The following is a 19628-nucleotide window of genomic DNA, read 5'->3' as shown; positions in this document are numbered from 1 at the left end:
CCCCAACCCTGGCGCTCGTTGAACCCCCGGGAGGCCCGACATGGCTGTGCCCTTCATGGTTGGAATCGCAGGCGGCACGGGGAGTGGCAAGACCACCCTGGCCGACAAGCTCATTGGAGCGCTCAATCGAGAGGCGGTGTTGATCCGTCACGATTGGTACTACTTCGATCGCTCGCATCAGACGCGCGAGGAGATTGCACGCGTCAATTTCGACGAACCCGCCGCACTGGACAATGAGCTGCTGGTAGGCCACCTCCGGCAACTCAAGCATGGCCGGGCCGTGGAGTGCCCGGACTATGACTTCAAGAAACATACGAGCACCCGGGGGGTGTTCAAGCTGGAGCCGAGACCCATCGTCATCGCCGAGGGCATCCTGCTCTTCTGTGAGCCCCGGCTGCGAGACGAGTTCGACCTTCGTATCTTCGTGGACACCGACGACGACATACGGCTCATGCGGCGCATCAAACGAGACATCCAGGAGCGGAATCGCGACCTGGCGTCCGTGGAGCGGCAGTACTTCGAGACGGTCCGTCCCATGCATCGGCTCCACGTGGAGCCCTCCCGGCAGCATGCCCACCTGATCGTTCCCGAAGGAGGAGGCAACACCCAGGCCCTGGATGTCATCGCGGGCCGTCTCCAGTTCCTTCTGCAACAGAGTTGACGATGACGGCGCACCACGCCCGCCCTCGCTCCAGGCGCCGTGGGAAATCGGTGTAGAAACGCGGAATGGACCAGGCTCGCAACCCGCAGGCGGAGCAGATGGCCGACGAGTCGATGGCGCGGACGCTCGCGCATCAGGCCGAGGCCATCTGGCCGCAGGAACGGCACCTCTTCGAACGTTATGGCTTGTCAGGTCCGCTGAACATTCTCGATCTCGGCTGTGGCACCGGCCAGATCACCCGGTGGCTGGCCTCCCGCTATCCGCAAGCGCAAGTGCTGGGCATCGACATTCTCGAGTCGAACCTCGCCATCGCGCGGCAGGGAGATGTGTTCGGAGGGCGGATCCGCTACGCACGGGGTGATGCCTTCGCGCTCGAGCAGGGCGATGCCAGCTTCGGGCTCGTGGTGTGCCGCCACATGTCGCAAGCCGTGCCCGACTTTCCACAGGTGCTGGCCGAGATCACCCGGGTGCTCGAGCCCGGGGGGTGGTTGCACCTGTTGTCCGAGGACTACGGCATGTTGCACATGCCCGTGCCTCCGGATGGCTCTTTCGATCCAGATCGATTCTGGAACGAAATCATGGGCGCGTTCGCGCGCAAGACCGCCTGTGATGTCCGCATTGGCCGCCACTCTCCGCCATTGCTGGAGCGGTTTGGATATCGCGACATCGCGATGGACTACATCACCGTGGACACGCTGCGCGTGCCACGCGCCACCTTCGCCGGTATCCTCAAGGCCTGGCGGGATGGTTATGTGAAGCCTCTGGCCGAGGCGAGTGGACGCTCCATCGCCGAGGTCACCACTGGCTTCAATAGCCTGATCTCCGCGATCGAGACTCCGCCGCAGTACGCTGTGTGGCACGTCCCCATCGTCTCGGGCCGCAAACCCGAATGAGGAGCGCGAAGACTCGCCACCCCCCTCCATACGGCACGCGCATGTGCCGCGGCGGATGGGCGCCCCACCAGTGACGCCCATCTGTCGTGGTTTCTCAATAGGCGCTGAAGCTCGCGAACTCGCCCGGCCGGAACGTCCTCAGCGTGCCCAGCCGGATCTGATATCCGCTGCAGTCCTCGCTCCGGTAGGCAATCACGTTCTCGAAGTTGCTCCATCCCACGAGGGCATCAGCGGTGGCCGGGAAGGGATGGCACCCGCCGTCGGGGTTGGGGAAGTTCGCCACGGGGGTCCTGAAGTTGTCGCCGTAGAACGTCAGGCCCGCCTCCCAGTTGACCGAGGGGGTGGCGGACGCGGCACCCGATGAGACGGCGAGGCCCGCGATGGTGACGACGGCGGTCACGGCAAGAACAGCACGAAGAGCGGTTTTGCGCATGGTGATTTCCTCCAAAGACGTGAATGTCTTTGACTGCGAGGATGACGGGAATCACCTGGAGTCGCAATCCATAAACCATTTCAAGAATAGACATACTGAAGCAACTCAGTAGGTCTGCCGGATGAAGGCCCGCTCATCATCCGAGCACCAGGTCTTGATAAAGCAAGAAACAACAGCCGGGCTGCGAAGAGCACCCAGGCTCAGCTCACAGGTAGCTCATCCAGGCACTCTGGGTCCGCGACTTGAGTCCGACGAACCAGCGGCAGGCGAACCACAGCGGAAACGATACGAGCGCGGCCAGGACCCAGAGCGAGAACACATTCGGGACGCTGAAGAGCGCTCCCTGGTTGGGACCGAAAAGGGCAAGCGCCACGTTGTTGAGGCCGTGCAGCAGGTAGAGGTGAACCAGATAGAAGAACAGCGGGGCCGCGCCGAAGGTGGAGAGAAGCGTCTGGAGTCCCAATGGCAGACGCTCCAGCATCGCGAGAAGCAGCGCTCCCACTCCCAGCGTCAACAGCAGGAAGTCCAACGAGGGAGGGTATTTGGTCAGGTTCAGGAAGGAGATCAGGGTGAGGAGCGGCGTCGCGCCTGACTCCCAGGGAACGGGCTCGCCATACACATTGACCATCCGCAGCAGGATGAAGAGCGTCAACGCCGCCAGACCCAGGGCGTACAACCTGAACCGGCGGACCGCCGGCCCGAGCTGAGCAGCGAACCAGGGGCCCACTCCATGGCCCAGCGCGATCACTCCGATCCACGGGAGGATCGGATAGGACGTGCGTGCGCGGGCTCCCCAAGGCAACTCGATGAAGGCGCGATCATGGAGGATCGCCCACAGGGTGGCTCCCGGCGTCCCCGCTTCGAGCGCGATGGGATCGAGCAGGTTGTGTCCGAAGACGATGGCCAGGCCCACGCCTATCAACACCGGCCTCGGCAGCCACAGGAGACCGGACAGCGCGATCATCGACAGCCCGATGGCCCAGATGACCTGGAGGTAATAGGTCCGTGGGGTCAACGAGAACGTCCAGGCGAAGTTGACGAGCGTGAGCTCCAGCAGGACGAGGAACAACCCGCGCTTCAGCAGGAACTCGGAGGCGGCGCGCCTGCCACCCCGGCGCTGACCGTAGAGCCATGCCGAAAGCCCGGTCAGCGCGACGAACACCGGCGCGCAGAGGTGCGCGGTGAGCCGTGTGAAGAAGAGGCCAGGCGGCGTGGCCGCCACGTTCACCGGATCGCCGACCTGCGCGTGCAGATAGAAGAACTCACGCGCGTGATCGACGAGCATCAGCAGCATGACGAGACCGCGCAAGGCGTCGATGGCGACGATCCGTCCCGCCAGCACGCGCCCTCCCGCAGCCGCACCTTCCGTCCGCTGACCCGCCGCTGGAGTGGCCTCCGTTTGTCCCATCACCCAGGCTTCCGTTGACACTCTCTCGCCCCTTTGATGCGCAACGTCAAGGCGGATACGCCTCCGCTCCCCCCCGCGAGGCGCCCCCTCCACCCCATGAATTGATAGGCTCCCCGCCCCCCCACCAGGGATGCCCCCTGGGGATTTGGAGCTGCCGATGCGTCTGCCTCGTGGTCTTGGAATGTTTGTCTTGGCTGCCGTCTTCACCGTTGCCCTCCCCCTTGCGCAGGCCCAGGAGGCAACGTCCGACGTCAGCACTTCATCCGTCGTTTCTTCGGAACCGCCCCCGACCTGCCGGCCGGCCGACCAGGGCTCGTTGTCCTGCGCCCAGCACTGCATGCTCAACAACTATCCCAGCTGTGATTATTGCTCCACGCCGTGCCCCCCGACCTGCCGGCCGCCCGAGATGGGCCGGTTGGCATGCACCCAGCATTGCATGGTCAACGGCTACTATCCCAACTGCGGCTACTGCGACACGCAGTGTCTCCCGACCTGCCGCCCGGCCGACCAGGGCTCGTTGGCGTGCGTCCAGAGCTGCATGATCAACAACTATCCCAGCTGCGACTACTGCAACACGCCGTGCGCCCCGACCTGCCGGCCGGCCAACCAGGGCTCGTTGGCGTGCGTCCAGAGCTGCATGATCAACAACTATCCCAGCTGCGACTACTGCAACACGCCGTGCTCCTAGCCAGCCAGGTTGTTCGCACTGCGCCAGCACATTGAGGTGCTGGCGCTGACACGGGATGCTCAGCCCGCGGCGGCGGGCACTGGACGCGTGGTGACCGGAGGCGCGGTCACCACGCCCGTGCGCACGGTGAAGTCACCGAATCCTTCCCCGGGCTGACGGTCGCGTGCGAACGCGGCGAACAGGGGCTCGAGCGCCGACAGGATGCCGGCCTCGTCCACGTTCTCGCGGTACAGGCGGTTGAGCCGTTGCCCCCGCTGATCGCCCCCGAGGAAGAGGTTGTAACGGCCGGGCCCCTTCCCCACCAGGGCGATCTCCGCCAGATACGGCCGCGCGCAGCCATTCGGGCACCCGGTGATGCGCAGCAGGATGTTCTCCTGCTCCAGTCCGTGCGCCGCCAGCCGCTCCTCCAGCAGGCCCGCCACGCGCGGCATGTAGCGCTCGGCCTCCGCCATGGCCAGGGCGCACGTCGGCAGCGCCACGCAGGCCAGCGCGTTACGCCGCAGCGGGCTCGCGCTCCGGAAGCTCGTGATGCCGTACGTCTCGACCAGCTTCTCGATGGTCTGCCGCTCCTCCGGCGGAATGCCCGCGATGATCAGGTTCTGGTTGGGCGTGAGCCTGAAGTCTCCCTTGTGCAGCCGGGCGATCTCCCGCAGGCCCGTCAGGAAGCGCTGGCCCTCCGCATCCGCCACCCGGCCGCTGTCGATGTGCAGCGTCAGGTTCCACCGGCCATCGTGGCCCTGGATCCACCCGAAACGGTCCCCGTTGTGATCGAACGCGAACGGCCGCGCGGGCTCCAGCGGATAACCCAGCCGCTTCTGTAGCTCGGCGACGAACCAGGCGATGCCACGATCCTCGATGGTGTACTTCAGGCGCGCGTGCTTGCGGCTGGTGCGGTCGCCGTAGTCTCGCTGCACCATCACCACGTTCTCCGCCACGTGCAGCATCTGCTCCGGGCGGATGAAGCCGATGACGTCCGCGAGCCGCGGGAACGTCGCCGCCTCACCGTGCGTGGCGCCCATGCCTCCGCCCACCAGCACGTTGAAGCCCACCAGCTCCCCGCCCTCGATGATGGCGATGAAGCCCAGGTCCTGCGAGAAGATGTCCACGTCGTTCAGCGGCGGCACCGTGATGCCCGCCTTGAACTTCCGCGGCAGGTAGGTGGGGCCGTAGATGGGCTCCTCCTCGCCGCCGGCCACCTTCTCCTTGTCCAGCCAGATCTCGTAGTACGCCCGCGTCTTCGGCAGCAGGTGCTCGGAGAGGCGGATGGTCCACTGGTGCACCACCTCGTGCGCGCGAGAGTCCACCGGGTTGGGGTTGCACATCACGTTGCGGTTGACGTCTCCGCACGCGGCGATGCTGTCGAGCAGCACCGCCTCCATCCCCTTCATGGTGCTCTTCATGTCCCCCTTGAGCACTCCATGCAGCTGGAAGGCCTGGCGCGTGGTGATGCGCAGCGTACCGTTGGCGTACGTGCGCGCCAGCTCGTCCAGGGCGAGCCATTGCTTCGGGGTGCACACCCCGCCGGGCAGGCGGGTGCGGATCATGAAGCTGTAGGCCGGCTCCAGCTTCTGCTGCCGGCGCTCCTCGCGGATGTCCCGATCGTCCTGCTGGTAGCTGCCGTGGAACTTGATGAGCTGGGTGTCGGCCGGAGCGATGGCGCCGGTGAGCGGGTCCGCGAGGCTCTCGGCCAGAGTGCCTCGCAGGTTCCGGCTGCGCGCCTTGATGTGCTCCACCTCGGTAAGGGCCGGAGTCGTCGGATTCTTGCTGCTCATGGTGTCTCTCGCTCAGTAGACGTCGCGCAGGTAGCGCTGCTGCTCGCGCAGCGAATCGAGATAGGCCTTCGCGTCCTCACGGCTCTTGCCCCCGTGGGTCGCGATGATGTCGAGGAGAGCTTCCTCCACGTCCGGCGCCATGCGCTTCGCATCGCCGCAGACGTAGAAGGACGCACCGCCCTCCAACCACGCGTAGACGTCGCTCCCCTTCTCGCGCAGGCGGTTCTGGACGTAGACCTTCTGGCCCTGGTCCCGCGAGAACGCCAGGTCGATCCGGTGCAGCGTCCCCTGCTTCACCGCCTCCTGCCACTCCACCTGGTAGAGGAACTGGGTGCGGAAGTGCTGCTCGCCGAAGAAGAGCCAGTTGCGGCCGCTCGCGCCCGTCTCCGCGCGCTCCTGCACGAAGGCTCGGAATGGCGCCACGCCCGTGCCAGGGCCCACCATGATGATGTCGCGGCTCGGATCCTTCGGGAGCCGGAACCGCTCGTTGGCCTCGATGAAGACATCCACCGTGTCCTGGCCCGCCTCTCGCGTCGCCAGATAGTTCGAGGCGGCTCCCACGTGGCGCGTGCCGAAGGCCTCGTAGTCCACCAGGCCCAGCGTGAGGTGGACCTCCTCCCCTACCCGCTTCTGGCTGGAGGCGATCGAGTAGAGCCGCGGCGTCAGGCGGCGCAACCCACCCACCAGCTCCTCCGCGCTCCACTTGCCGGGGTATTGGCGGAGCAGATCGATCACCTGATGGCTGTTGAGCAGCGCACGCAGGGCCTCACCGCCCTCCGGCGTGAGCAGGCGCCGCAGCTCCGCGTGGTTGGAGCGCTCGGCGTGGCTCGCCAGGAACGGACGGCTCAGGCGGGTGATCTCCAGCTCCTCCGTGAGCCAGCGCTTCAGTGGCAGAGCGCGCCCCTCGCGCTTCACCTCGGCGGCGCCATCGAGCCGCAGCTCGGAGAGCATCGCCTCGACCAGCTCCGGCGGATTCCGGGGAATCACGCCGAGCGCATCGCCCGGCTCGTACGTCAGGCCCGAGCCCTCCAGCGACAGCTCCAGGTGGCGGACGTCCTTGAGGGCCCCACGCCCGGTGATGCGCTGGTTGGCCAGCACCTGGGACGGATAGGGGTTCTCCTTGCTGAAGGTGGGCGGCACCTGCACGGTGCGCAGCGGCGTGACCGTCGCCAATGCCGCCTCGGGCGCGAGCTCCTTCTTCGCGTGCTCCAGGGCCTGGCCCAGCCAGGGCTCGGCCACGGGCTCGAAGTCCACGTCGCACTCGGCGCGCGCGAACAGCCGCGTGCCCCCGAGCTCCGCGAAACGCTCGTCCAGGATGCGGCCGATCTCGCAGAACTTGGGGTAGCTCGAATCGCCCAGCCCCAGCACCGCGAACCGCAGCTGCCCGAGCGCCGGAGCGCGCTTGCCCCGGATGAAGTCGAAGAAGCCGCGCGCGTCGTCCGGCGGATCTCCATCACCCTGGGTGCTGATCACCACGTACAGGAGCCGCTCGTTCTTCAGCTCGCGCACGGGGTAGTCGCTGGCGCGGAAGCTTCGCACGGCGAGCCCGGTGGCCTCGGCCCGCTGCTTCAGGCGCTCGGCCAGTTGACGGCTGTTCCCCGTCTGGGTGCCATAGACGATGGTCAGCGTCCCCTGGGGCGCGGCCTGCACCGCCGCCGCGGGCTGGGTGACCGGGAGCGCACCCGGGAGTTGCCGGGCCGCGAGCCCGGCGAAATAGCCGCTCAGCCACGTGAGCGACGGCGAATCGAGCCCCTCGACGAGGCGCTGCAACAGCGCGCTCTTCTCCGCGCCGAGCGGTGTCGCCAGGGCGGGAATGGAGGCGTTCACGGAAGAGGTCACGGCCGGTTCTCCTGGGCGTCCAGGATCTGCTTCACCTGGCGCTCCAGCTCGTGGGTGGGCTCCAGCTCCAGCCAGGGGACACCGGCGCCGCGGAGCTGATCCCGCAGCCCCTGCCGCGCCTGCGGAACGGGGGTGTAGAGGATGGCGAGCAGCCCGGCCTCGGCCAGTGCGAGCGCGTTCTCCGCGTCGCCCTGGACGGTGACCACGTGCCGGCCCTGGTCGAACAGCGCCCGCTCCAGCCGGGGCGCCAGCGTCCGCACCTCGGGGGTGCCCGCCAGGAGGATGACCGCGCCCGATTGCCCCAGACGCGCGCGCCGCTCCTCGGCGGAGATGAGCGATTGCGCTTCCTGATCGCCCTCCTGTCCCGCCGCGCCGAGGATCATGCCCGCCGCGACCGTGTCGTTGGTGAGCGGATCCACGACGATGAAAGCGCCCGTCTTGCGGTTCTCCGTGTACGGATCGCAGATGAGCGGCCGCTTGCAGACGAGCCGGACCTTGCCGATGTCGTTGAGTGACAGGGACTCGGCGGGCACCTCGGAGAGGGCCTCCAGGTCCTTGCGCCAGAGCACCTGCTCGACGTGGGCCGGCACGTACTTGGAGGTGTGCTTCACGAGGTAGCGGCGCGAGGTGTCCAGGCGCTCCTCGCCGAACCACACCAGCACGGCCTCCAGGTACTGGAGCGCCACCGGTGCCTTCTCGGCATGGGCGATGAGGTCTCCCCGGCTGACATCCACCTCGTCCGCCAGCCGCAGCGTCACCGAGGACGGTGCGCTGGCCTCCCCGAGGCTCCCATCGAAGGTGTCGATGGCCGCGATGTGCGTGCGCCGCTTCGAGGGGAAGACGACGACCTCGTCGCCCACGCGCACCGTGCCGGAGGCGATCTGCCCGGCGAACCCGCGGTAGTCCAGGTTGGGCCGCAGCACGTACTGCACGGGGAAGCGGAAGGGCGCTCCGTCCAGCCGGCGCTGGTGCGGCAGCGACTCCAGCCACCCGAGCAGCGTCTCCCCGTCATGCCAGGGCGTGCGAGCACTCGGCTGGGTGATGTTGTCACCGCCGCGCGCGCTGATCGGGAAGTAGCGCACCTGCTCGAAGCCGAGCGTGGAGGCGAACGCGTCGAACTCCTTCGACAGCCGCTCGTAGACAGCCGGGTCGAAGTCCATCAGGTCCATCTTGTTGACGGACACCGCGAGGTACGGAATGCCCAGCAGCGAGGCGATGTACGCGTGGCGCCGCGTCTGCGGGAGGATGCCCAGGCGCGCGTCCACCAGGATGACGGCCGCGTCCGCCGTGGACGCCCCGGTGGCCATGTTGCGCGTGTACTGGAGGTGTCCCGGCGTGTCCGCGACGATCACCTTGCGCCGCCGCGTGGAGAAATAGCGGTACGCCACGTCGATGGTGATGCCCTGCTCGCGCTCGGCGCGCAGTCCGTCCGTGAAGAGCGAGAAGTCGATCTCCTCGCCCGCGCTGGCGCGCTTCACCGCCGCCACCTGATCCTCGAACAGCCCGTTGCACTCGTACAGGAGCCGGCCGATCAGCGTGGACTTGCCGTCATCCACCGAGCCCACCACCACCAGGCGCAGCAGCTCCTTCTCGTAGTGCTCGGCGAGGAAGCGCTGGAGGTCACCCTTGTCGTTCAGCTGCAATGCGGCGGTCATTAGAAGTACCCCTCGCGCTTCTTGAGCTCCATCGAGCCTTCTTCGTCGTGGTCGATGAGGCGGCCCTGCCGCTCGGACACGCGGGCCTCCATCATCTCGGTGATGATCTCCTCGACGTTGGAGGCCGAGGACTCGATCGCACCGCTCAGCGGGTAGCAGCCCAGCGTGCGGAAGCGCACGCGCTTCATCGTGGTCTTCTCGCCCGGACGCAGCCGCATCCGCTCGTCGTCCACCATGATCCACTGGCCCTTGCGGTCCACCACCGGGCGCTCGGCGGCGAAGTACAGCGGCACCACGGGGATGCGCTCCTTGAGGATGTAGTGCCACACATCCAGCTCGGTCCAGTTGGAGAGCGGGAAGACGCGCATGCTCTCGCCCGCGTCGATGCGGCCGTTGTAGAGGTTCCACAGCTCGGGCCGCTGCTTGCGCGGCTCCCACTGGCCGTGGCGGTCGCGGAACGAGTAGACGCGCTCCTTCGCGCGGGACTTCTCCTCGTCGCGCCGGGCACCGCCGAAGGCCGCGTCGAAGCCGTGCAGCGAGAGCGCCTCCAGCAGCGACTGCGTCTTCATGGCGTGCGTGTACTTCTGGCTGCCATGGTCGAAGGGGTTGATGCCCTCGGCGAGCGCCTTCTTGTTCTGGTGCACCAGCAGCTTCAGCCCGTGCTTCGCCGTGAAGCTGTCACGGAACTGGTACATCTCCCGGAACTTCCACGTGGTGTCCACGTGCAGCAGGGGGAACGGCAGGGGCGCCGGATGGAAGGCCTTGCGCGCCAGATGCAGCAGCACCTGCGAGTCCTTGCCAATGCTGTAGAGCATCACCGGATTGGCGAACTCGGCCGCCGTCTCACGGATGATGTGGATGCTCTCCGCCTCGAGCACCGCCAGATGCGAGAGCCGCGCGGACAGGGTTTCACTCATGACCAGCCTCCACCTTCAGGAACTGCTCGCGCTCGGATACCAGGGGCCGCGACTCGACCAGCGAGCGGAGCTGGGAGCGCAGGGAAACGACTTCGCCCACCACCAACATGGCGGGAGAGCCAACAGACGCCTCACGGGCCTTCGCGGCGATGGAGGAGAGCGGAGCCTCGAGCACCCGCTGGTGCTCCCACGTCCCCGCCTCGACGATGGCCGTGGGGGTATGGGGAGAACGTCCCGCGGCGATGAGCCCCAGCGTCGCCTCCTCCAGCCGGCTGCCCGTCATGAACAGCACGAGCGTCTCCGACCCGGCCAGGTGCGCCCAGTCCGGCGCCTTCCCGGCCCGGTGCGCGGTGGCGAACGTCACCGAGCCCGACAGGCCCCGGTGGGTGATGGGAATTCCCGCCGCCGCCGGAGCCGCCACGCCGCTGGAGACACCCGGCACCACCTCGTAGGCGATGCCCGCCTCCTCCAGCGCGAGGGCCTCCTCCCCGCCCCGGCCGAAGACGAAGGGATCTCCCCCCTTCAGCCGCACCACCGAGCGGCCGAGCCGCGCCTGGGCGACGAGCAGCGCGTTGATCTCCTCCTGCCGCACCGACTCGCCCCCACCCTCCTTGCCGACGAACAGCAGCCGCGCCCGAGGCCGGGCGTGCTTCAACACGTCCGGGTGGATCAGCCGGTCGTAGACCACCGCGTCCGCGCCCGCGAGCAGCTGGGCCGCTCGCAGCGTCAGCAGACCGGGATCTCCGGGCCCCGCGCCCACCAGGTAGACCTTGCCGTTGACCTGCTTGCTCATTGCTTCTCTCCAAACGTCTCCAGCGCGGCGCGCACCCGCACCCAGGCGGCCTTGCGCTCACCCCGCGTCAGCAGCTCCCCGGCCTCGCCCTCCACCAGCTGCTTCAGCAACCGCATCCGCTCGGCGCCCGCGGGCAGCCGCTTGCGAAGCCAGCCCGTCAACCGCGCGAGCTGCACGTGCCCGGGCGCCACCTGCTCCACGAACTGCTGACGCAGCCGCCGGGCCAGCGCGGGCGCATGTCCGGAGGTGGAGACCGCCACCACGATGGGGCCACGCCGGCCCACCGAGGGCAGCGTGAAGTCACACAGCTCCGGGATGTCCGCCGCGTTCACCCAGATGCCCAGGGCACGCGCCTCGTCCGCCACCGCCTCGCTCACCCGCCTGTCATCCGTGGCCACGAACACGACGTGGTACCCGCGCACGTCTCCGGCCGCGTAGGGGCGCTCGGCCAGCTCCAGCCGGCCCTCTTCCGCGAGACGGCGGATCGCCGGGCCGGCGGCGGGCGCCACCACGCGCAGCACAGCGCCCGCGTCGACGAGCTGCTGGCTCCGCTCCTCGGCGATGTTGCCAGCTCCCACCAGCAGCACCCGCTTGCCGCGCAGCCGGAGGCAGACGGGGAAGTCCACGTGCGCGCTCACGACGACGCCACCTGACTCTTGCGCAGCAGGAGGAACCGCTGCCACGCGGAGCCCACGATGAAGCCGCCGATCGCCGCCGACACCGCGTAGCTCACCGCGCGATCCACCCAGCCCAGCTGCTGGAGCGCGACGCCCAGACCCACGCTGACGAGCGCCGCGTCCACGCCCATGCACAACCGCCGGAAGGCCTCCTTGCTGACACGCCGCAGCAGCAAACGCCCCAGGGGCAGCCCGAGCGCGACCGCGGGCAGGAGGAGCCAGAAGAGGCCCAGGCTCGGCGCGCCATAGAATCCGAGGAAGAGGTACGTCACCAGGGTGAGGCTCGATTCTGCCACGCGGATGAGAGCGATGGCCGCGCGGAACTCGTCCTGCGCCAGTCCCTGGTTGTTGAGCAGGAGGGCGAGCGGCGGACCGGAGATGGTGGTGGTCGAGTACAGCACCCCGAGCCCCAGACCGAACGGGACACCCACCTTGCGCTCGTCACGGATGGGCCAGCGCACGCCCGCGGCCTGAAGCAGGATGAGCGGCAGCAGGACAGCGTAGGTGGCCGCCTTGAGCGCCACGGCCGCGACCACCGTGAGGAACACCCCGCCGAGGATGACGCCCGGCACCAGGCCGCCGATCAGCGGCAGCATGCGCCGCCAGACCGCCGGGAGCGCCCGCCGGTTGAGGAACAGCGAGACGAGGTTGAGCACGACCTCCAGCAGCACCAGCGCGGGGTTGAGCACCCGGTTGGCCACGAACCCCAGCGCCACCGGCACGGTGATGGACGAGAACCCGTAGCCCAGGGCGCCATTGACCACGGCCGCCACCAGGGCGGTCAGGAACAGGGCGAGCTCCGCTGGAGTAAAGGAAGGCATGGCCTCTCCTCGAGCCTGGGGTTAGCGGCGGACGTGCAGTCCGCACTCGCGGTTCTCGGGGGACTCCCACCACCAGCGGCCGGCGCGCTCGTCCTCGTAGGGCTTCACCGCGCGCGTGCACGGCGCGCACCCGATGGACGGGTAGCCCCGGTCGTGCAGCACGTTGTAGGGCACGCCGTTGGCCTTCACGTACGCCCACACGTCCTTGCTGCTCCACCGCACCAGCGGGTTCACCTTGATGAGGCCATGATCCGCATCCGCCGAGACCGCCTGGACCTCGGTGCGGGTAACGGACTGCTCGCGGCGCAGCCCCGTCACCCACGCCTCCCGCCCCGCCAGCGCGCGCCGCAGCGGCTCCACCTTGCGGATGCCGCAGCACTCCTTGCGCTCCTCGATGCTCTGCTTGAACGAGAAGTACCCCTTGGCGGACTCCAGCGCCTCCACCCGCGCCCGCTCCGGGAAGTACGTCTCGATCTCCACACCGTAGCGGCGGCGCACCACGTCCATCACCTCGTACGTCTCCGGCGGCAACCGGCCCGTATCCAGCGTGAACAGGCGCACGCTCGGAGCGTGCGTGCGGGCCAGGTCGATGAGCACCATGTCCTCCACGCCGAAGCTGGAGGCGATGGCCGCGCGCGAGCCGAAGCGCTGCTCCACCCACGCGAGCACCGCCTCGGCGGGCGCCTCGAGCAACTGCTCCGCCGTGGCGCGCAGCTCATCCTGGGACAGAGCAAGGGATAGGGCTGAGGACTGGGACATGGAGATTCCCTGCAACGAAAACGGCCCGTCACCTCTCATGAGGGCGGGCCACACCAACGGGGGGGTGGAGAAGCAATTCGCCCGGCACCTCCCTGGCGCGCAGGGGGTGGAGCTTCATCGTGTGGACACTAGTAACGCCGATGACTTCCATCCGTCAAGGTGGACAGTGTGCCAATATTGCGGATGCCACCCGGGCCCGCCTCCCCGGACGCTTCCGTGCCGGGTTGACCCGGTGGAGCAAGGATGCAGTCCAAGCAGGGATAGGGCAGAACAGGCCTCGTGCCGACCCTGACCTCCATCACCCTGTATCCCCTCAAGTCGTGCGCGGGTCTGCCGTTGACCCGCGCCACCGTGGAGCCGCTCGGGCTCCAATATGATCGCCGGTGGATGGCGGTCCGCCCGGATGGCTCCTTCATGACCGGACGCGAGCTGCCCGCCCTGGTGCTCGTGCGCGCCGTGCCGGGGCCCTCGGGGCTGCACCTGTCCGCCCCGGGCATGCCGGAGCTCGAGGTGCCCCTGCCTCCCGCCGGTGCGCCCCGCCTCGACGTCACCGTCTGGGATGACACCTGCTCGGCCGCCCGCGCCCATGAGAACGCGGACCGGTGGCTCTCCGAGTACCTCGGTGAGCCCACGCGGCTCGTGTACGTGGACGAGCGCATGCAGCGCCCGGTGGATCCGAAGTACGCCGCCCCGGAGGACCGTGTCGGCTTCGCCGATGGCTTCCCCTTGCTGCTCATCTCCCAGGCCTCGCTGGCGGACCTCAATCAGCGGCTGGCCCAGCCCGTGCCGATGAGCCGCTTCCGTCCCAACCTCGTGGTGGACGGCTGCGAGGCCTTCGCCGAGGACGGGTGGAAGCGGCTGCGCATCGGCACCGTGGAGCTGGCCGGGGTCAAGCCCTGCGCCCGCTGCGTCTTCACCACGGTGGATCCGGAGACGGCCCGCGCCGATCCCCAGCAGGAGCCCCTGCGCACGCTCGCCACGTACAGGCGCAGCGGCCCCAGCAAGGGCGTGATGTTCGGCCAGAACGTCATCGTGCGTCGCCCGGGGGAGATTCGCGTGGGGGATGCGGTGGAGATCCTGGAGTAGGCCGGAGCGAGCCGAGCAGGGCCCGGGCCTCCTGGAGCTCCGCCAGCTCCAGGTCCGGAGCGACCCGGCCGCACATTCGCTCCAGCCCGCGCCGTGCCGCCTCCGGGTGTCCCGTGTCCCGGAGCTGGCGTGCCAGGGCCACTCGTGCTCGCAGCTCGAAGAGCCAGGCCCGCTGACGGTGGGCGACGACCGCGGCCCGGAGCAGGCTGCGCATGGCGTCCCCTTCCCTTCCGGCCATTCGGAGCAGCGCTCCCTGGAGCCGGTGCAGCTCGGCCTCGAACACACGCACCCCTGTCTCCTCGATGAGCGCCAACGCCTCACCCGCCGCGGCCAGCCCTTGCTCCACCCGCCCCAACAGGACGCACACGTCCGCGAGCAGGTAGAGGTAGTAGGGCAGCAAGACCCTGGCGCCCAGCTCCCGCATCAGCTCCATGCCATGGAGCAGGGCCTCGGCTCCTTCCCGTGTCTGCCCGAGCTTGCAGAGCGCCCATCCGCGCAGCGCACCGGTGAAGGCCAGCAGGGGTTGGAACACCATTCCAGTGGCAACAGCCATGCCCTCCTCGGCCCACCGCAGGGCGCACGCCACCTCGCCGCGGAGCTGGCAGGCCGCGGACAGAAAGACCAGCGCCGCTCCCCGGGCCGAGGGGCCTGGACCGCGAATCAGCTCGAGCATCTCCTGACTGAAGCGCTGGGAGAGCTCGGGCCGCGCCTGCAACAGGTGGACGAAACAGGGGATCGACAGATCATCCATCCACTCATCGACCGAGATGGAATCCTTCAGGGCTCGTGGCGCGGCCGGGCGGGGCTCCATGAGCCGCACCGCCTGTTCCCGGTGCTCCAGCGCCTTGTCGAGCGCTCCTTCGTAGAAACAGAGGATCGACAACAAGCGGTAGCCTTGAGCCATCAGCCTCGGCTCCCGCTGCCGCTGGCCCAGCTCCAACAGCCGGTGGGTCAATGCGTATGCGTTCTCGAACCGCGCGCTCTCGATGAAGTAGGCACTCACCCCCATGGACAGCACGAGCGCCGGAAGCGCATCCCCGTCCTCCTGGAGCAGCTCCACCGCGCGCGTATAGGCCCGCGCCACCTCGGGTGAGCCGTACCCCTGGGTGCGCATCAACAAGGTACCGAGGTTGCTGAGCAAACGCATCTCGACCTCGGCCCGCTTCGCCCCAGCCGGGAGGCTCCGCACCAGCGTCAGCGCCTGCGTCAAATGGGAGCCCGCCTCCAGGCTGGCGGAACGATGGAGGGCGAGCTTCGCGGCGAGCTCCCACTGGTGGATGGCCAGCGCGGACTCCCCCGCTTCCGTGTAGTGATGCGCGAGAACCTCGGGCCGCGTGTCCACCATGTCCTGGAAGCCCTCCACCAGGGCCTGGGCCACACGCTGGTGGTGCTGCCTCCGCAGTCCTCGCGGGAGGGACTGATAGGCCGCCTCCTGGATGAGGGCATGGCGGAACTGGTACGCCTCCACGCCAGACTCCTCCCCCTTGCGTTGCAGCAGCCCCGCCGAGACGAGCCCCTGGAGATCCTCCCGCAGCGTGGCCTCGTCACGGGCCAGAAGACGCACGAGCAGGGGACGGATGAACTCGCGCCCGGCCACGGCGCAGAGCTGTGCCAGCGTCTTGCGACGGGGAGGGAGCGCGTCCAGGCGGGCCAACAGCAGCTCGTGCAGGGTGACGGGGATGGTGGACAGCGTGCCCGTGAAGGACCGCTCGAGCACCATGCGCGTCATCTCCTCCACGAAGAGCGGGATGCCGTCCGTCTTCGCCACGAGCTGCTGGACCGTCTCCTCCGGCAGGTGCGTGCCATGAGCGGCCTCCCGCACCAGGGCCGCCGCGGACTCCGCTGGCAGCCGGTCGAGCACGAGCCGATGGAAGCCCGGGCCTGACGGCCAGGACGGCTGGAACCCGGGGCGGGCCGTGAGGACGAGGAGGAACCCCGCCGCCGCGACGTCCTCTTTCAGGAGGCCGAGCAGCTCCAACGTGGAGGGATCGGCCCAATGCAGATCCTCGATGACGCACAGCACCGGCCGCTCCCCAGCCACCCGCAGGAACAGGAGCTTCAGGGCCTCGAGCACCTTGCGCTTGCGCTCCTTCTGGTGCTGCAGCGCCTTCAGCAGGGCGGAAGGCCCCATGGCCTCGGGCGAGGCGAGCAGCGGGAAGATCTGCTGTCCGTGCTCCCGAGGCACACCGAGCCCTTCCAACCGCGCCTCCACCGCGCGCATCCCGGGCTGCGAGAGCCCCTCCGGTCCGAGCTGGAAGAAGCGCCGCAGCAGCTCGACGACGGGATGGAAGGCGCTCTGGTGCAAGGGCGCCCAGCACTGGCCGACCAGGAGGTGGCTCGACTCCGGAGACACCCGCTCACGCAGTTCCTGGACGAGGCGGGACTTGCCCATACCCGCCTCGCCGCTGAGCAGGACCGTGGACCCCCGCGCCCGCTCCCAGAGGCCCCACAGACACTCCAGCTCGTGTTCGCGCCCCACCAGTGGAGTGAGCCCTCCAGCCGAGAGCGCCCGCTCGAAGCGGGAGACCGCCCTCCTCTCGCGCACCACCCGGTACGCCTCCTCCGGATGGGGACCGGGTGGCTCGGTCTCGAAGGCGCCCCGCACGAGCGTCCACGTGGTCGCGCTGAGCAGCACCCCACCGGGCCCGGCCCTCCGCGCCAATCCGGCCGCCACTCGTGGAGCTCCCCCCTGCATGGTGGGCAACGGTCCCAGCCCCTCCGAGGCGAGCGCATCGAACACCACGGCCTCCGTATGGATGCCCACCTCCACCGTGAGCCCGGGGTGCGACGCCCACGGCCCTTGTGTGGGGCGCTCCCGTGCCAGCTGGAGCCCCGCGCGCACCGCCCGCTCCGAGTCATCCTCCCGGGCCGTGGGATAGCCGAAGCAGGCCAGCACCTCATCCCCCACGGACAAGGCGAGGACTCCGTCGTACCGGTGGAAGACCTCCGCACACCACCGTTGAAAGGCCGCCTGGAGCTCGCCGGTGTCCTCGGGATCGAGCCGCTCCCGGTCTCCGGAGGGAATGACGAGCCCGCAGGACACCAGGGTGACCTGCCGGCGCTGAGGGGCCACGAGCGCCGGGAGCTCACGCCAGGGCCCGAGTGATTCCTCCACCCGGAGCAGCCGTGCACGCAGCTCGGACGCACTGCCCAGACGACGCCCGGGCTCCTTGGCCAGCAGCGCGGACACGAGCTGGTCCACCTCCCCGGGCAGCTCCGGGACGCGCTCGCGCACGGAAGGCACCAGCTCGGGAGACGTCACCCGCTCGCGCAACTCCTGGAGCGATGTGAACGGATAGGGCAGCTCGCCGCTGAGCAACTCGTACAGCATGACCCCCGCCGCCCAGAGATCGGTCCGCGCGTCCTGCTCTTCGCCCCGCCACTGCTCCGGAGCCATGTACGCGGGCGTTCCGGCCGTGGGCAGATGGGGAACGAGCGGGGACTCGCCTGACATGAGGTGCGCCAGGCCGAAGTCGAGCAGCTTCACCCTGCCCTCGCGGGTGACGAGCACGTTGCTCGGCTTGAGGTCGCGGTGGATGAGGTGGTTCGCATGGGCGTGCGCCAGACCCGCGGCCACGGCGCCCAGGATCTCCAGCGTCCGCCGCAGCCCAGGCCGCTCGCGCCGCAGCAGCGAGGCCAGGGACTCGCCCTCGAGCAGTTCCATCACCAGGAAGGGCACGCGAGGCTCCCAGGGAGCACCACTCCACTCGGAGACGTCGAAGAGACGGACGATGTTCTCGTGATCGAGCCGTGCAATGGCCCGAGCCTCCTCCCACAGCGGAGAACCCGGCAGTGGTCCGCCCAGCGCGTTCCGGGGCAGCAGGAACTTGAGGGCCACCTCGCGCCGCAGCTCGCAATCCCGGGCGCGGAAGACCTGTCCCATCGCGCCGCCGCCCAACTCTTGGAGGATCTCGAACCGCTTCCCATCCCACCCGCCCATCCGGGTGCCGGGCAGCGGAACACGGAGCGGAGTCTCCGCCCGGGCCACCTCGGACAGGAAGGAGTCCTTGAAGTCCTCCTCCTCCGGAGGGAAGTCACCGGATGGGGGCTCGTTCGCTTGCTCCCCCTCCTGGTTCTCCGCCTCGTGCATCGCGCGTCCCCCGGGCCCGGGTAGCAACCCTCCTCATGGGTAACCCCGGCGCCGGGGCGTGAAATCGGCGACGCCGGGGCAGTCGAGTGCCCGCTTCCAGAGGGGGCTGAAAGAATTACGCGCCCTCACGAAGACCCGCCTGTCTCCGGGCGCTCGTTTCCCTCGGATTCGAGGCCAGCACGTGGAGCCGGAGCGCTGGCACGGCGCGTGCTGTGCCCATGCGCCATGACCGTTGCGCTGCGTGCTCGAAACACCCTCCAGCTCTTCAAGAAGGCCTTCTCGGAGTGGAACGAGGACAAGGCCCCGACATTCGCCGCCTCGCTCTCCTATTACACGATGTTCTCCATCGCCCCGATGCTCGTCATCGCCGTGAGCGTGGCCGGCATGGTCTTCGGCGAGGAAGCGGCGAGAGGACAGATCCAGACGCAGCTGGAGGGGCTCGTGGGCACGAGCGGGGCCGAGATCATCGGGCAGATGATGATCAGCGCCCGCAAGCCGAGCTCCGGCATCCTCGCGACGGCACTGGGCGTGATTGCCCTCATCTTCGGCGCCACGGGCGTCTTCGTGCAGTTGCAGGAAGCGCTCAACCACATCTGGCACGTCCAACCGAAGCCACGAAACGGCGTGCTGAACTTCCTGCGCAACCGCTTCCTGTCGTTCGCGATGGTGCTGGTGATCGGCTTCCTGCTGCTCGTGTCGCTGGTGGTGAGCGCCGCGCTGGCGGGCATCGGCGCCTATTTCGAGCACGTGTTTCCCGGCTGGACGCTGCTGTGGCAGGGGCTCAACCTGATCATCTCCTTCGCCGTCATCACCGTGCTGTTCGCGATGATGTACAAAATCCTCCCCGACACGCATGTGGCCTGGAGGGACGTGTGGCTCGGGGCCGCGGTGACGTCGCTGCTCTTCAGCCTGGGCAAGCTCGGCATTGGCCTGTACCTGGGCCAGAGCACCGTCTCCTCGAGCTACGGCGCCGCGGGCTCGCTGGCGGTGGTGCTCATCTGGGTCTACTACTCCGCGCAGATCCTCTTCCTGGGCGCGGAGTTCACCCAGGTCTACGCCCGGAGCCACGGCAGCCGGGCCCAGCCGGCGTGACCCGCCCCTGGTGCGCGTCAGGAAGCGGGCGCGCCAGCCGTCGT

16 protein-coding genes are annotated in these 19628 nt (G+C 68.6%); 5 read left to right on the top strand and 11 right to left on the bottom strand.

Going from position 1 to position 19628, the window contains the following annotated elements:
* Window positions 1-40 precede the first annotated feature (40 nt).
* Both udk and BO221_RS00535 read left to right on the top strand, forming a co-directional pair.
* Entirely contained in the window at window positions 41-661 is a 621-nt protein-coding gene (gene udk / locus BO221_RS00540) for a uridine kinase (protein WP_073558381.1), read from the top strand.
* A 65-nt stretch (window positions 662-726) separates the two neighbouring features.
* On the top strand, window positions 727-1554 hold the full coding sequence (locus BO221_RS00535) for a class I SAM-dependent methyltransferase (RefSeq protein ID WP_073558380.1): 828 nt from the start codon (window positions 727-729) through the stop codon (window positions 1552-1554).
* 94 nt (window positions 1555-1648) lie between these two features.
* Here the strand turns inward: BO221_RS00535 and BO221_RS00530 are convergent, their stop codons facing one another.
* Together BO221_RS00530 and BO221_RS00525 are read right to left on the bottom strand one after the other, a co-directional pair.
* A complete protein-coding gene (locus BO221_RS00530; protein WP_073558379.1) occupies window positions 1649-1987 on the bottom strand; it encodes a hypothetical protein in 339 nt (112 codons plus the stop codon).
* Window positions 1988-2192: 205 nt separating this feature from the next.
* Window positions 2193-3329, bottom strand: a complete 1137-nt coding sequence (locus BO221_RS00525) for a DUF1624 domain-containing protein (protein ID WP_233165559.1) — start codon at window positions 3327-3329, stop codon at window positions 2193-2195.
* Window positions 3330-3831: 502 nt separating this feature from the next.
* Between BO221_RS00525 and BO221_RS00520 the strand changes: the two genes are divergently transcribed.
* Window positions 3832-4083, top strand: a complete 252-nt coding sequence (locus BO221_RS00520; protein ID WP_073558377.1) for a hypothetical protein — start codon at window positions 3832-3834, stop codon at window positions 4081-4083.
* Between the two features lie 59 nt (window positions 4084-4142).
* Here the strand turns inward: BO221_RS00520 and cysI are convergent, their stop codons facing one another.
* Genes cysI through BO221_RS00480 form a run of 8 tightly spaced genes read right to left on the bottom strand, consistent with a single transcriptional unit; the run spans window position 4143 to window position 13316 of the window.
* Window positions 4143-5855, bottom strand: coding sequence for an assimilatory sulfite reductase (NADPH) hemoprotein subunit (gene cysI, locus BO221_RS00515; protein ID WP_073558376.1), 1713 nt, complete (start codon window positions 5853-5855; stop codon window positions 4143-4145).
* A gap of 12 nt (window positions 5856-5867) precedes the next feature.
* The gene (locus BO221_RS00510; protein ID WP_083680600.1) at window positions 5868-7694 is read right to left on the bottom strand and encodes an assimilatory sulfite reductase (NADPH) flavoprotein subunit; all 1827 of its coding nucleotides are present in this window, start codon (window positions 7692-7694) and stop codon (window positions 5868-5870) included.
* A complete protein-coding gene (locus BO221_RS00505; RefSeq protein ID WP_073558375.1) occupies window positions 7691-9349 on the bottom strand; it encodes a GTP-binding protein in 1659 nt (552 codons plus the stop codon). Before BO221_RS00505 ends, BO221_RS00510 begins: the two co-directional genes overlap by 4 nt.
* Complete coding sequence (gene cysD, locus BO221_RS00500) at window positions 9349-10266, bottom strand: sulfate adenylyltransferase subunit CysD (RefSeq protein WP_073558374.1); 918 nt, start codon at window positions 10264-10266, stop codon at window positions 9349-9351. The genes BO221_RS00505 and cysD overlap by 1 nt, the downstream gene beginning before the upstream one ends.
* The gene (gene cobA, locus BO221_RS00495) at window positions 10259-11059 is read right to left on the bottom strand and encodes a uroporphyrinogen-III C-methyltransferase (protein WP_073558373.1); all 801 of its coding nucleotides are present in this window, start codon (window positions 11057-11059) and stop codon (window positions 10259-10261) included. Before cobA ends, cysD begins: the two co-directional genes overlap by 8 nt.
* Complete coding sequence (locus BO221_RS00490; protein ID WP_073558372.1) at window positions 11056-11697, bottom strand: bifunctional precorrin-2 dehydrogenase/sirohydrochlorin ferrochelatase; 642 nt, start codon at window positions 11695-11697, stop codon at window positions 11056-11058. Before BO221_RS00490 ends, cobA begins: the two co-directional genes overlap by 4 nt.
* Window positions 11694-12557, bottom strand: coding sequence for a sulfite exporter TauE/SafE family protein (locus BO221_RS00485; RefSeq protein ID WP_073558371.1), 864 nt, complete (start codon window positions 12555-12557; stop codon window positions 11694-11696). The genes BO221_RS00490 and BO221_RS00485 overlap by 4 nt, the downstream gene beginning before the upstream one ends.
* Before the next feature lie 21 nt (window positions 12558-12578).
* Window positions 12579-13316: a phosphoadenylyl-sulfate reductase gene (locus BO221_RS00480; protein ID WP_073558370.1), complete on the bottom strand. Its 738-nt coding sequence runs from the start codon at window positions 13314-13316 to the stop codon at window positions 12579-12581.
* Between the two features lie 279 nt (window positions 13317-13595).
* Here BO221_RS00480 and BO221_RS00475 point away from each other — a divergent pair, with 279 nt between their 5' ends.
* Complete coding sequence (locus tag BO221_RS00475) at window positions 13596-14402, top strand: MOSC domain-containing protein (protein WP_073558369.1); 807 nt, start codon at window positions 13596-13598, stop codon at window positions 14400-14402.
* On the opposite strand, the gene BO221_RS00470 is transcribed toward BO221_RS00475, so the two are convergent.
* Window positions 14344-18492 carry a protein kinase gene (locus tag BO221_RS00470; RefSeq protein ID WP_073558368.1) on the bottom strand — a complete coding sequence of 1383 codons (4149 nt, stop codon included), beginning with the start codon at window positions 18490-18492 and terminating at the stop codon, window positions 14344-14346. The two genes, BO221_RS00475 and BO221_RS00470, sit on opposite strands and share 59 nt — an antisense overlap.
* Before the next feature lie 225 nt (window positions 18493-18717).
* Between BO221_RS00470 and BO221_RS00465 the strand changes: the two genes are divergently transcribed.
* Complete coding sequence (locus BO221_RS00465) at window positions 18718-19584, top strand: YihY/virulence factor BrkB family protein (RefSeq protein ID WP_073558367.1); 867 nt, start codon at window positions 18718-18720, stop codon at window positions 19582-19584.
* Window positions 19585-19628 lie beyond the last annotated feature (44 nt).

Origin of the sequence: Archangium sp. Cb G35, from assembly GCF_001896145.1 — a bacterium.
GTDB classification, from domain to species: domain Bacteria; phylum Myxococcota; class Myxococcia; order Myxococcales; family Myxococcaceae; genus Archangium; species Archangium violaceum.
This window is presented reverse-complemented; position numbering and strand designations above follow the sequence as displayed.